This is a genomic window from Gilliamella apicola, from assembly GCF_000599985.1.
In the GTDB taxonomy this organism is placed as follows: domain Bacteria; phylum Pseudomonadota; class Gammaproteobacteria; order Enterobacterales; family Orbaceae; genus Gilliamella; species Gilliamella apicola.
Genome location: NZ_CP007445.1, coordinates 101,634 through 115,331, shown reverse-complemented (window position 1 = coordinate 115,331; position 13,698 = coordinate 101,634). Strand labels below are relative to the sequence as shown.

Sequence of the window (13,698 nt, the reverse complement as noted above, 5' to 3'; positions counted from 1 at the left end):
TCCTCTATTATTATATAGTCACTCATTTAAACTAAATCAAATTGTGCCCAAATTGGCGCATGATCAGATGGTTTTTCCATAGCGCGAATATCATAATCAATGCCTGTTTGTTGGCAATGCGTCATCAATTTTTCACTTGCTAAAATCAAATCAATTCTTAATCCAGTATGAGTATCAAAGCCTTTAGAGCGATAATCAAACCAAGAATATTCCTGTTTTGTTGGATGTTCTTTACGATAAGTATCAGCAAATCCAAGCGACAATAAATTGTTCATCCACTCTCGCTCTTCAGGTAAAAATGAACATTTACCAGTTCGCAACCAACGTTTACGGCTATCATCTGAAATGCCAATATCCAAATCAGTTGGGCTAATATTCATGTCGCCCATAATCAGGCAAAGCTGATCACTTAATTGTTGTTGCTTTAAATAATCAATCAAATCTTGATAAAACTTACGTTTTGCAGGGTATTTGATCTCATGATGCAGACTTTCACCCTGTGGAAAATAACCATTAATTACTGTTAACTCACCTTGGCTGGTTGGCAACTGAGCCATAATTAATCGACATTGGGCATCATCGCTATCAGTTGGAAAACCACATTTTACTGAAAGTGGCTTTTGCTTAGTTAACAGCGCTACACCATAATGCCCTTTTTGTCCATGATAATTTAAGTAGTAACCGAACTGCTCAAGATCTTCAACTGGAAACTGATCATTATGAACTTTGGTTTCTTGTAGACCTATTACATCCGGTTGGTGCTTATCGATAATGGCGGCTAATTGATGGATTCGAGCCCGAAGACTATTAATATTAAAAGAAATAACTTTCATGATGAATTTATTGTATTGGAATTAAGGTTGCAATAGTCCCATACTACCAAAAATACGTTATACTGTTAAGCTATTACAGAAACAGTTATCATTTGTGAGAAAAGGAATAACCGAATATGTCTACGGAATTACTTGCCTTGCGCGATAAAATCGATGAAGTCGATAAATCAATTTTATCTCTAATTAATAAAAGATTAGCTTTAGTTGCCGAAGTTGGCGATGTAAAAAGCAAACACGGTATTCCTATTTACGATCCCAAGCGTGAAGCAGAAATGTTAGCCAAAAGGCGACAAGAAGCTGAAAATATTGGCGTATCATCTGCTTTAATTGAAGATATATTACGCCGTTTAATGCGTGAATCATACATACATGAAAATGACAAAGGTTTTAAAAAGGTCTATACCGGTCAAGGCTCTATCGTTATCGTTGGGGGTAATGGACAAATGGGTAGATTATTTGCCCGCCTATTCACCCTGTCTGGTTACCATGTTAAAACCTTAGGTTCTAAAACCATGCATCAAGCAGCCGAAGTAGTTGCTGATGCAGCTGCTGTGATTGTCACAGTACCAATTAACAAAACTTGTGAAATCATCAATCAATTACCACAACTACCTAAAGATTGTATCTTAACCGATTTTACGTCAATAAAAGTGAAACCGCTTGAAGCTATGCTCAAAAAGCATTCTGGCCCTGTCGTTGGATTGCACCCGATGTTTGGTCCTGATGTTCCGAATTTAGCGAAACAAGTTATTGTCTATTGTGAAGGGCGTGAACCAGCTAAATATGAATGGTTAATTGAACAAATGCGCATTTGGGGTGCCAACTTATGTGCAATTGATGCCAAAAAGCATGATAAATGTATGTCATTTATTCAAGCTTTACGCCATTTTACCTCTTTTTCGTATGGCGTAAATTTGCAGCGAGAACAAGCCGATTTAGAACAATTGATTGCTCTATCCTCCCCTATTTATCGACTAGAATTAATGATGGTAGGCAGATTGTTTGCACAAGATCCGGTACTTTATGCCGATATTATTATGGCATCTGATGATAATATTGAATTAATCAAACGTTATTATCAATGTTTCGGAGAAATGGTGGAGCTAATTGAGCAACGCGACAAAGCAAAATTTATTGAGAATTTTAATAATGTCACCGAGTGGTTTGGTAATTATGCTCAGCGCTTTATTAAAGAAAGTCAGGTTTTACTAAAATTTGCTAATGATAATCGGGAATGATTTTATACTGAAACGTATAGTTAACCTCAAACTTTTTTACAAAAAAGTTTATAAACAATACGTCTAGTTAAAATAATTTTTAAATTACGATTTTATACTTAAGAAATAGACCGACAATAAAATTTAGTGTGAGGGAATAAAATGTCTAATCGAAAATATTTTGGCACTGATGGGATTCGAGGCAAAGTTGGAGAGTACCCTATCACACCAGATTTTGCGCTTAAGCTGGGGTGGGCTGCAGGTTGTGTACTTGCTAAAGATGGGGTTAAAAAAGTATTAATTGGTAAAGATACTCGTATTTCTGGTTACATGCTTGAATCAGCACTTGAAGCAGGATTTGCTTCGGCGGGTGTTGCCACTGCATTTACAGGCCCCATGCCAACTCCAGCTATTGCGTATTTAACAAGAACATTTAGAGCTGATGCAGGTGTGGTTATTTCTGCATCACATAATCCATTTTATGATAATGGTATTAAATTTTTTTCGACTGAAGGAAAAAAGCTTGATGATGCAATCGAATTAGAAATTGAAGCTCAGCTTGAAAAAGAGATCGACTGCGTTGAATCCAAACAACTTGGACGTGCAAGCCGTATTACCGATGCAGCAGGTCGTTACATTGAATTTTGTAAAAGTACTTTTGATCATGATTTAAGTTTAGCTGGTTTAAAAATAGTCGTCGATTGTGCTAACGGTGCAACTTATCATATTGCTCCTAAAGTTTTACGTGAACTTGGTGCAAATGTGATAGAGATAGGCTGTGAACCCGACGGAGTTAACATCAATGATAATTGTGGAGCAACAGATATTAGAGCATTAGCCAAATGTGTTATTGATGAAAAAGCTAATTTAGGATTTGCCCTCGATGGTGATGGTGATCGCATTATCATGGTTGATCATAAAGGGAATAAAATTGATGGTGATTTAATTATTTATATTATTGCTCGTGAAGCATTAAGGCAAGGTCAATTAAAAGGTGGCGTTGTTGGTACACTAATGAGTAATATAGGACTTGAAATCGCACTTAAAAATTTGGGTATTCAATTTGTACGCGCTAAAGTTGGTGATCGTTATGTACTTGAAAAAATGCTTGAAAAAAATTGGCGCTTAGGTGCTGAAAACTCTGGTCACGTTTTATTATTAGATAAAACCACCACTGGTGATGGTATTGTTGCGGGTTTACAAGTATTAGCCGCAATGGTGCGTAATAATATGTCATTAGCTGATTTATGTAGTGGCATGACCATGATGCCACAAGTATTAATCAACGTACGATTTGCTGGCAAACATGATCCATTAACAAATCCTAATGTTAAATTAGCCATTGAACAAGCCGAAAAAGAACTTGGTATTCATGGGCGTGTTTTGATTCGAAAATCAGGAACAGAACCACTTATTCGCGTTATGGTTGAAGGTAATGATGCTGCTGAAGTACAAAAACTGGCAGAACAAATCGCTGAAGCAGTTAAAGCATCAAATTAGGTTAATTTATCCCCATTAATTTGACGATTAATAGGGGGTTATTTCTATTAAAGTGGCATATAAAGTTGCTATTCTTTACACAAATTTAGTAAAAAGTGTCTAAATTCTTAATTTTGTTAATCAAAGGTTGACTTATTATAGGCAATTAGGTTTAAAATAGTAGCTTCGGATTATTACAGCGATTGCTTATACCTTTATTAAAAGGGATATAAGCAGTATTTTTAAATTTTAGGAATAAGGTAAGAGGGTTTTATGTCAGTTTCCTCTCCAGCTTCACCACAAGCTTATATCAAGCACCATCTTGAGAACTTGCAAGTAGGTTCTGGTTTTTGGACCTTTAATCTGGACTCGTTGTTCTTTTCAATTGTACTTGGTGTTATCTTTTTATGGATATTTCATCGTGTAGCTAAAAAAGCTACCAGTGGTGTACCAAGTAAATTGCAATGTGCAGTAGAAATGCTCTTTGAATTTGTTAATAACACTGTTAAAGACATGTTCACAGGTCAAAATAAACTCATTGCACCGTTAGCCTTAACTGTGTTTACTTGGGTGTTTTTGATGAACTTAATGGATCTCATTCCAGTAGACTTTTTACCTTACGCTGCACAATATTTAGGTCTTTCGCATTTAAGAGTCGTCCCTTCTGCAGATGTCAGTATCACTATGTCAATGTCATTAGGCGTATTTATTCTTATCATAATCTATTCAATTAAATACAAAGGTATTTCTGGATTTATTAAAGAATATACACTTCATCCTTTTAATCATTGGGCATTTGCGCCAATCAATTTAATTCTTGAACTTGTTAGCTTATTAGCTAAACCAGTTTCTTTAGGGCTTCGACTTTTCGGTAATATGTATGCTGGCGAACTTATCTTTATCTTAATTGCTGCACTATTACCTTGGTGGTCACAATGGGTACTCTCATTACCTTGGGCCATATTCCATATTTTAATTATTACGTTACAAGCTTTTATTTTTATGGTGTTGACGATCGTCTATTTAGCAATGGCATCGGCAACGGAAGATCACTAATTTCAATATTTTTTTGATAATAAACTGGAGTATATAATGGATAGTATGTTATTTGTAGCCGCGGGCATAATGATGGGATTAGCTGCAATTGGTGGTGCAGTTGGTATTGGATTACTAGGTGGTAAATTCCTAGAAGGTGCCGCTCGTCAACCTGAATTAATGCCTATGTTACGTACCCAATTCTTTATCGTTATGGGCTTAGTTGATGCGATTCCAATGATCTGTGTGGGTATTGCGCTTTATGTTATTTTTGCTGTTGCCGGTTAATAAACTTTTAAGAGGAATCGTCTCATGAATATGAACGCAACTCTCCTCGGCCAAGCAATTACATTTGTATTGTTTGTTTGGTTCTGCATGAAGTTTATTTGGCCACCTGTTATTAGTGCGATTGAAAAACGCCAAAAAGAGATAGCAGACGGTCTTGCTTCAGCAGAAACAGCAAAAAAAGATTTGGAATTAGCCAAAGCAAATACATCTGACATAATGCAACAGGCTAAGGTAGAGGCTAATGCAATTATAGAGCAAGCAAACAAACGCAAAGCTATCATTCTTGAAGAAGCACAACAAGAAGCGATCCGCGAAAAAGAACGTATTGTTGCTCAAGGACTTGCCGAAGTAGAAGCTGAACGCAAACGCGCTAGAGAAGAGCTTAAACAACAAGTCGCTACACTCGCTATTGCTGGTGCAGAAAAAATTATTGAACGTTCTGTTAATGAAGCCGCAAATAGCGACATCATTGATAAACTCGTAGCTGAATTATAAGGAGAATAGAGCAATGGCTGACTTAATTACAATTGCTCGTCCTTATGCTAAAGCCGCTTTTGATTTTGCGGTAGAAAGAAACAGCATCGAATCATGGCATAAAATGTTAGTATTAACTTCTCAAGTAAGCAAAGATGCACAAGTAAGAAGTATTCTAACATCTGATATGAAAACTGATTCGGTGGCTAATTTACTCATCAACATCTGTAAAGATGTATTAGATGAGTTTAGCACTAATTTTATTAAAGTTATGGCTGAAAACAAACGATTATCACTTCTTCCTGAAGTTTTAACTTTGTTTGAACAATATTGTTTGGATAAAGATGCTCAAGCAGATGTTGATGTCATTTCAGCTAATGAGCTAACTAGCGAACAACTTAATAAAATTTCTATCGCTGTCGAAAAACGTTTATCACGAAAAGTAAAACTAAAATGTCATATAGATAAATCGCTCATTTCTGGTTTTATTATTCGTACGGGCGATATGGTTATTGATAGTAGTATCAGAGGGCGTTTAAATCGTTTAAATGACGCTCTACAGTCTTAAGGGGACTGATAATGCAGCTAAATTCAACTGAAATAAGTGAACTAATTAAAGAGCGGATAGCTCAGTTCAATATTGTGAGTGATGCTCACAATGAAGGAACAATCATCTCAGTAAGTGATGGTATTCTTCGAATTCACGGATTAACCGATGTAATGCAAGGCGAAATGATTGCATTACCTGGTAATCGATATGCAATGGCATTAAACCTAGAACGAGACTCAGTCGGTGCAGTGGTTATGGGACCATACGAAGACTTATCGGAAGGGATGAAAGTGCAATGTACTGGTCGTATTTTACAGGTACCCGTTGGTGATGGCTTATTAGGTCGTGTTATCAATACACTTGGTGAACCTATTGATGGCAAAGGCTCGATTCAACATGATGGATTTTCACCAGTTGAAGTTGTCGCACCTGGTGTTATCGATCGTCAATCAGTCGATCAGGCATTACAAACAGGTTATAAAGCCGTCGACTCAATGATTCCAATTGGTCGTGGTCAGCGTGAACTTATTATCGGTGACCGTCAAACAGGTAAAACAGCATTAGCAATCGATGCAATCATTAACCAACGTGATTCAGGTGTAAAATGTATTTATGTAGCAATTGGTCAAAAACAGTCAACTATTGCAAACGTAGTACGTAAACTTGAAGAACATGGTGCACTAAAAAATACTATCGTTGTTGTAGCTTCAGCGTCTGAATCAGCCGCATTACAATATTTAGCGCCTTACGCCGGTTGTGCTATGGGTGAGTACTTCCGCGATCGTGGTCAAGATGCATTAATTGTTTATGATGATCTATCTAAACAAGCAGTTGCTTACCGTCAAATTTCGTTATTACTTCGTCGTCCACCTGGACGTGAAGCATATCCTGGTGATGTATTCTATCTTCACTCTCGTTTACTTGAACGTGCAGCTCGTGTTAACGAAGCTTATGTTGAAGAATTTACTAAAGGCGAAGTAAAAGGTAAAACAGGTTCATTAACGGCATTACCAATTATCGAAACACAAGCTGGTGACGTATCGGCATTCGTACCAACTAACGTAATTTCAATTACTGATGGTCAGATCTTCCTTGAAACAAGCCTATTTAACTCAGGTATTCGCCCTGCGGTTAACCCGGGTATTTCGGTTTCTCGTGTTGGTGGTGCGGCACAAACCAAAATAATGAAAAAATTATCAGGTGGTATTCGTACGGCACTTGCACAATATCGTGAATTAGCTGCGTTCTCACAATTTGCTTCTGACTTAGATGAAGCAACAAGAAACCAATTAAGTCATGGTGAAAAGGTAACCGAATTATTGAAACAAAAGCAATACTCGCCTATGACTGTTGCTGAGCAATCAATTGTACTTTACGCTGCTGAACGTGGTTATCTTGAAGATGTAGAACTTGCTAAAGTATTACCATTTGAAACAGCACTCCTTGCTTATGCCCATAGTCAATATGCTGACTTTGTCAAACAAATCGACGAAACGGGTAATTACAATGATGAGATTGAAAGTAAGTTAAAAGCATTACTTGAAAGCTTTAAATCAACTCAAACTTGGTAAAGGGTGGTAAAAAATGGCTAATGCAAAAGAGATTAGAACAAAAATTGCCAGTATCCAAAGTACGCAAAAGATCACTAAAGCGATGGAAATGGTTGCCAATTCTAAAATGCGTAAAACGCAAGATAGAATGGCAGCAAGTCGTCCATATGCTGAAATGATTCGTGAAGTAATTGGACATTTAGCGTTAGCTCAGATAGGCGCCAAGCATCCTTATTTAGAAGAAAGAGATGTAAAGCGAGTTGGCTATCTTATCATTTCAACCGATCGTGGTTTATGCGGTGGTTTAAATATCAATCTTTTCAAAACTGTCATTGCTGATATGTCAGCATGGCAGGAAAAAAATGTTGAAGCTGATGTTGCTTTAATTGGTTCTCGGGGTGTTTCATTTTTCTCATCAGTAAAAACAAACATCTTAACACAAGTCACTAATTTAGGTGACGAACCAACTTTATCCGATTTAATTGGACCGGTAAAAACAATGCTTGAGGCATATGACAAAGGTAATATTGATAAATTATATATTGTTACTAATAAATTTATTAATACCATGTCACAAAAACCAACAATACAGCAATTATTACCATTACCACCATCGGAAGATAAAGCGCTCAAAGCTTCATCATGGGATTATATTTATGAGCCAGATGCTAAATCACTATTAGATGTGATTTTACGTCGTTATATTGAATCACAAGTCTATCAAGCTGTGGTTGACAATCTAGCGAGTGAACAAGCGGCAAGAATGGTGGCCATGAAAGCAGCAACAGATAACGGTGCAAACCTAATTAATGAATTACAAATTGTGTATAACAAAGCACGTCAAGGTGCTATCACAAATGAATTGATTGATATTGTATCCGGTGCAGCCGCTGTTTCAGGTTAGTGCTAAATATTGGCTTATAGTTAAGAAAAAGACGTAGAGGATTAAAAATGGCTACTGGAAAGATTGTCCAGATCATCGGTGCGGTGGTTGATGTCGAATTCCCAGAAGATGCAGTACCGAAGGTATATGATGCATTAGAAGTGGAAACTGGCACTGAAAAATTAGTTCTGGAAGTTCAACAACAATTAGGTGGTGGCGTTGTTTGTTGTATCGCAATGGGATCATCTGATGGTTTAAGACGTGGACTTAAAGTAGTAAACACAGGCCACGGTATTGAAGTACCTGTAGGTACCAAAACACTTGGTCGTATTATGAACGTACTAGGTGATCCTGTTGATAAAGCAGGTCCAATTGGTGAAGAAGAGCGTTGGGCAATTCACCGTGCTGCACCAACTTATGAAGAACTCGCTAACTCAACTGAGTTACTTGAAACAGGTATCAAAGTTATCGACTTAATTTGTCCATTTGCTAAAGGTGGTAAAGTTGGTCTATTCGGCGGTGCTGGTGTTGGTAAAACCGTTAATATGATGGAATTAATCCGTAACATCGCTATCGAACACTCAGGTTACTCAGTATTTACTGGAGTGGGTGAACGTACCCGTGAAGGTAATGATTTCTATCACGAAATGAAAGAATCAAACGTACTTGATAAAGTATCGTTAGTATATGGTCAAATGAATGAACCACCTGGAAACCGTCTACGCGTGGCGTTAACTGGTTTAACTATGGCTGAAAAATTCCGTGACGAAGGTAAGGACGTATTATTATTCATCGATAATATTTATCGTTACACCTTAGCGGGTACTGAAGTATCTGCATTATTAGGTCGTATGCCATCTGCGGTAGGTTACCAACCAACATTAGCAGAAGAGATGGGCTTATTACAAGAACGTATCACTTCAACTAAAACAGGTTCAATTACCTCTATTCAAGCGGTATATGTACCTGCCGATGACTTGACTGACCCGTCGCCAGCAACCACCTTTGCTCACTTAGATGCAACAATCGTATTGAGTCGTCAAATCGCTTCATTAGGTATCTATCCAGCGGTTGATCCATTAGATTCAACTAGCCGTCAATTAGATCCACTTGTTGTTGGTCAAGAACATTATGATTGTGCTCGTGGCGTTCAGTCAATTTTACAACGCTATCAAGAATTAAAAGATATTATCGCAATTCTTGGTATGGATGAATTATCAGAAGATGATAAATTAACCGTTGCACGTGCACGTAAAATTCAACGATTCTTATCTCAACCATTCTTCGTTGCAGAAGTATTTACAGGATCTCCTGGTAAATATGTACCATTGAAAGATACCATCAGTGCTTTTAAAGGAATTATGAACGGTGATTACGACCACATTCCTGAACAAGCATTCTATATGGTTGGTTCAATCGACGAAGCAATTGAGAAAGCAAAATCTCTCTAAGAGATTCATTGAACGGAGATAGTATTATGGCACTAACTTCCTATCAATTAGAAGTTGTTAGTGCTGAATCTCACCTGTTTTCGGGTGATGTTCAGCGAATCAGAATCACAGGGCAAGAAGGTGAACTTGGGATCTATCCAGGCCACACTCCTCTACTTACAATGATTAAACCAGGTATGGTAGGTATTGTAAAAGCGGATGGTGAAGAAGAGTTTATCTACCTTTCTGGTGGCGTCTTAGAAGTTCAACCAAATATCGTCACAATCTTAGCCGATACAGCAATTCGTGGTGAAGACTTAGACGAAGCGAGAGCACAAGAAGCAGTGAGACAAGCAAAAGAACACATTAATCATCTTAGTGATGATATGTCATTTGCTCAAGCATCGGCTGAATTATCAAAAGCTTTAGCTAAAATTCGTGTTATCGAATTAACTCGTCGTATGAGTCAATAAAAATACGTTAATTACTAGATAAACCCATAAAAGGTTACAAATTAATAAATTGTAACCTTTTTTAATTTCTACTTAGCTGCTTTTTTAACTACTTTTTTGAAAAAATTCTATCTAAAAATCACGATTTTTTTATCTCAAAAATATACCTTAACATTTTTTAAAGCCTATTTAGATTTTATAAAACTATTTAGTTACAAAAAATTGCGACCTAATCATAGCTAGATTTATTCATAACAATCAGCGATAATCTGACTAATTATATTAATATTAATGTAACTATGTTTACTATTTATCATTCAAATCAAGTCGATTTACTCAAGTCCTTAGTCAGTGAATTAATGCGTAGAGACCCATTAGAACAGGTTTTTACACCCGATATGGTGATTGTACAAAGCCAAGGTATGGCGCAATGGTTACAAATTGAATTGGCCAACGATCTTGGTATTCTTGCCAATGTCGATTTTCCCTTTCCCAGTCAATTTATTTGGCAAATATATCAAATCCTTTTACCAGATTCACCGACTGAAAATAACTATGACGTCGAATCAATGACTTGGCGTTTATACTATTTATTGCCTAAGATCATTGAACGACCTGAATTTGAGACAATCAAACATTATCTAAATATTGATAAAGAAGAACGCAAACACTATCAATTAGCAACGCGGATAGCACGATTATTTGACCAATATTTGGTATATCGTCCTGATTGGTTAGCAAAATGGGAAGCCAATCAAACCGTAAGTGAATTGAATCACCATCCAGATGAAATTTGGCAAGCAGAATTATGGCGGCAACTTATTTCAATCAGCCTACCCTATCACCGTGCCAATATTTACCAACAAATATTAGATATTTTGTTAGATAAGGACTTTGATCATTTAAGGTTAAACTCTTTACCTAAACGAGTTTATATTTTTGGGATCACTTCTCTTCCACCTATTTATCTGTCATTACTCTCAGCACTTGGTCAACACATCGATGTGCATTTGATGTTTAATAATCCCTGTAAATGGTACTGGGGCGATATTGTTGAAAAACAACTATCCGATATTTTAAATACACCAGATAAAATCCCTAATCCATTACTTACTTCGTGGGGAAAACTAGGTCGCGACAATTTATTTTTATTGCAAGAATTTAATAGTAAACAGGATATTGAGGCATTTGTTGATCAAGAACGGACATGTCTATTGCACTCAATTCAGCAAGATATTTTAGAGCTTTATCAAAGTGATTTAGGCGATAAACAAATTGATGCTTCTGATAAATCTATCTCGTTCCATGCCTGCCATAGTGAACAACGGGAAGTCGAAGTATTGTACGATTATCTATTATCTGTTTTTGATACAAACCCAGATCTTGAACTACGTGATTGTATTGTTATGGTTTCAGATATTGATCGCTATGTACCTTATATTCGAGCTGTTTTTGGTAATGCTAGAGGTGAACGCTATTTACCATTTACTATTTCTGACCAAAAGGCTCGCAATATTGATCCCATCGTACAAGGTTTTTTTGCTATTTTAAACTTTCCAAACAGTCGATTCACCGCGGAAGATTTATTTAACTTATTGGAAATTCCAGCTGTAGCTGAAAAATTTTCCATAACTGAATCACAATTAATATTATTGCGAACTTGGATTATAGAATCTGGTATCCGCTTTGGTCTTGAAAGTGCACACAGCTGGTTATTTGGTCTTGAACGGTTATTGCTTGGTTATACCATGAATAGTGAACAAGGTGGATGGCAACAAATTTTACCTTATGATGGTGCAACAGGATTAGATGCGGAACTTATTGGTCAATTATCTGAATTTATTAAAGTTGTTCGTAAATGGTGTACGATTTTAAATGAAGCAAAATCATTATCTGATTGGCAAGGTTGTTGCCTTGAATTAATTAATGATTTTTTTACGCATAATCAGCAACGCGATGCTATTTTATTAATGATAGAAGATGAGTGGCAACAGTTAATTAATAGTGGTTTGACCGCTCAGTTTACCGGCCTTATTTCAATCACTGTTTTGCATGATGCAATGCAGGCACGTTTAGAACAAAATCACTTAGCACATCGTTTTTTAGTCGGTAAAATCAATTTTTGTACTATGATGCCCATGCGCTCCATTCCATTTAAAGTAGTTTGTTTGCTAGGCATGAATGATGGCGACTACCCAAGAACGTCACTACCGCTGGATTTTGATTTAATCGCCAAATACCCAAGACGAGGCGATCGTAGCCGTCGAACTGATGATCGCTATCTATTTTTAGAAGCTATTTTGTCTACACAATATCAGCTATATATCAGTTATATCGGGCGAGATATGAAAGATAATAGCGAACGTTACCCTTCAGTACTGGTTGATGAGCTCTGGGAATATATTGTTCAATATTATGGTGAACCAACCAAAAATTTAGAAAAAAATGTCAATTCTTTAAAAGTATTACATACCAGAACGCCATTTAATCCTGTAAATTTTTTACAAGAGCCGAAAAGTTATGCTGATGAGTGGTTACCTGCAGCCCTGAAAAAAGGAGAAAGCCAAAGATTTATTAGTCAAATACCTGCTATAAGTGTTGATTATATTAATCTTGATGAGTTAAAACGATTCTTTCAGCACTCTATTCGGTTATTTTTACAAAAACGATTTAATTTTTATGTCAGTTACCTTGATGATACTTTACCTGATGCCGAAAACTTTAATCTTGATAGCTTAAAACGTTATCAACTTAATGTGCAAATTTTAAATCATTTAATTACTCAAACCGCCCAAGATTCAGAGGTTCTTTATCAACAATTAAGATTAACGGGTGAATTACCTGATGGCGCTTTTGGTGAGATCATTTATGATGAGCAAACTGAAGCAATGCAATCTTTAGCAGATAAAATCCGTCAAGAACGGTTAGAGATGACCAGCGAGGAAGTCAATTTAACAATTGAGGCAAATAAGCAATATTACCCACTTCAGGGGTGGTTAACACATATACAAGCCGATGGTATTTTAACTTGGCGTCCATCAAAACTCTCAATTCGTGATGGCATCTCATTATGGATAGATCATTTGGTTTATTGTATTTTATATCCTGAGAAAGTTGATAACCAAAGTCGCATTTATGGTCGTGATGAGCAAGAATGGCGATTTTCGCATTTAGAAGCTAACGAGGCATTAACTTACTTAACCTCATTAGTTGAAGGATTTTTGCAAGGCATCAATCAACCCTTATTAATGCCAATTCAAAGTGCATGGAGTTGGTTAACGTCGGCTTATAATAAAAAAACTGGTGAAATCGTTGCTAGTGATAGGGCTAAAAGTCAGCTTATTAATACTTGGCAAGGAGGCCTTTTCCAATCACCAGAGATCGACAGTTACTATGAACGTTTGTATCCTGAATTAACCGATGAACTAATAGAACAGATCATCTATTTTGCTAAGCAATTTCTATTGCCAATCTTATTAAATCAAGTAACAGTAGAATAGGAGGCAT

At 36.6% G+C, this 13,698-nt stretch carries 12 protein-coding genes; 11 read left to right on the top strand and 1 reads right to left on the bottom strand.

Annotated features, from left to right (window positions below; all coding sequences use genetic code 11):
* Nucleotides 1-26: 26 nt before the first annotated feature.
* Nucleotides 27-833 (bottom strand): exodeoxyribonuclease III, encoded by an 807-nt coding sequence (gene xthA, locus GAPWK_RS00520; RefSeq protein ID WP_025314350.1) that lies wholly within the window; start codon nucleotides 831-833, stop codon nucleotides 27-29.
* Between the two features lie 116 nt (nucleotides 834-949).
* Here xthA and tyrA point away from each other — a divergent pair, with 116 nt between their 5' ends.
* The 11 genes from tyrA to recC all read left to right on the top strand — a co-directional run bounded on the left by tyrA (nucleotide 950) and on the right by recC (nucleotide 13,691).
* A complete protein-coding gene (tyrA, locus tag GAPWK_RS00515; RefSeq protein ID WP_025314349.1) occupies nucleotides 950-2,071 on the top strand; it encodes a bifunctional chorismate mutase/prephenate dehydrogenase in 1,122 nt (373 codons plus the stop codon).
* Nucleotides 2,072-2,212: 141 nt separating this feature from the next.
* Nucleotides 2,213-3,550 carry a phosphoglucosamine mutase gene (glmM, locus tag GAPWK_RS00510; RefSeq protein ID WP_025314348.1) on the top strand — a complete coding sequence of 446 codons (1,338 nt, stop codon included), beginning with the start codon at nucleotides 2,213-2,215 and terminating at the stop codon, nucleotides 3,548-3,550.
* A 252-nt stretch (nucleotides 3,551-3,802) separates the two neighbouring features.
* Complete coding sequence (gene atpB / locus GAPWK_RS00505; RefSeq protein WP_025314347.1) at nucleotides 3,803-4,585, top strand: F0F1 ATP synthase subunit A; 783 nt, start codon at nucleotides 3,803-3,805, stop codon at nucleotides 4,583-4,585.
* A gap of 36 nt (nucleotides 4,586-4,621) precedes the next feature.
* Nucleotides 4,622-4,852, top strand: coding sequence for a F0F1 ATP synthase subunit C (gene atpE, locus GAPWK_RS00500; RefSeq protein ID WP_034901511.1), 231 nt, complete (start codon nucleotides 4,622-4,624; stop codon nucleotides 4,850-4,852).
* A gap of 24 nt (nucleotides 4,853-4,876) precedes the next feature.
* Nucleotides 4,877-5,347, top strand: coding sequence for a F0F1 ATP synthase subunit B (gene atpF, locus GAPWK_RS00495; RefSeq protein WP_025314345.1), 471 nt, complete (start codon nucleotides 4,877-4,879; stop codon nucleotides 5,345-5,347).
* 13 nt (nucleotides 5,348-5,360) lie between these two features.
* Entirely contained in the window at nucleotides 5,361-5,894 is a 534-nt protein-coding gene (gene atpH, locus GAPWK_RS00490; RefSeq protein ID WP_025314344.1) for a F0F1 ATP synthase subunit delta, read from the top strand.
* Nucleotides 5,895-5,905: 11 nt separating this feature from the next.
* Nucleotides 5,906-7,447 (top strand): F0F1 ATP synthase subunit alpha, encoded by a 1,542-nt coding sequence (atpA, locus tag GAPWK_RS00485; RefSeq protein WP_025314343.1) that lies wholly within the window; start codon nucleotides 5,906-5,908, stop codon nucleotides 7,445-7,447.
* A gap of 13 nt (nucleotides 7,448-7,460) precedes the next feature.
* On the top strand, nucleotides 7,461-8,330 hold the full coding sequence (gene atpG / locus GAPWK_RS00480) for a F0F1 ATP synthase subunit gamma (protein WP_025314342.1): 870 nt from the start codon (nucleotides 7,461-7,463) through the stop codon (nucleotides 8,328-8,330).
* A 47-nt stretch (nucleotides 8,331-8,377) separates the two neighbouring features.
* Nucleotides 8,378-9,760 (top strand): F0F1 ATP synthase subunit beta, encoded by a 1,383-nt coding sequence (atpD, locus tag GAPWK_RS00475; protein WP_025314341.1) that lies wholly within the window; start codon nucleotides 8,378-8,380, stop codon nucleotides 9,758-9,760.
* A gap of 26 nt (nucleotides 9,761-9,786) precedes the next feature.
* Nucleotides 9,787-10,212 carry a F0F1 ATP synthase subunit epsilon gene (locus GAPWK_RS00470; RefSeq protein ID WP_025314340.1) on the top strand — a complete coding sequence of 142 codons (426 nt, stop codon included), beginning with the start codon at nucleotides 9,787-9,789 and terminating at the stop codon, nucleotides 10,210-10,212.
* Nucleotides 10,213-10,490: 278 nt separating this feature from the next.
* Nucleotides 10,491-13,691: an exodeoxyribonuclease V subunit gamma gene (gene recC / locus GAPWK_RS00465; protein ID WP_025314339.1), complete on the top strand. Its 3,201-nt coding sequence runs from the start codon at nucleotides 10,491-10,493 to the stop codon at nucleotides 13,689-13,691.
* Nucleotides 13,692-13,698 lie beyond the last annotated feature (7 nt).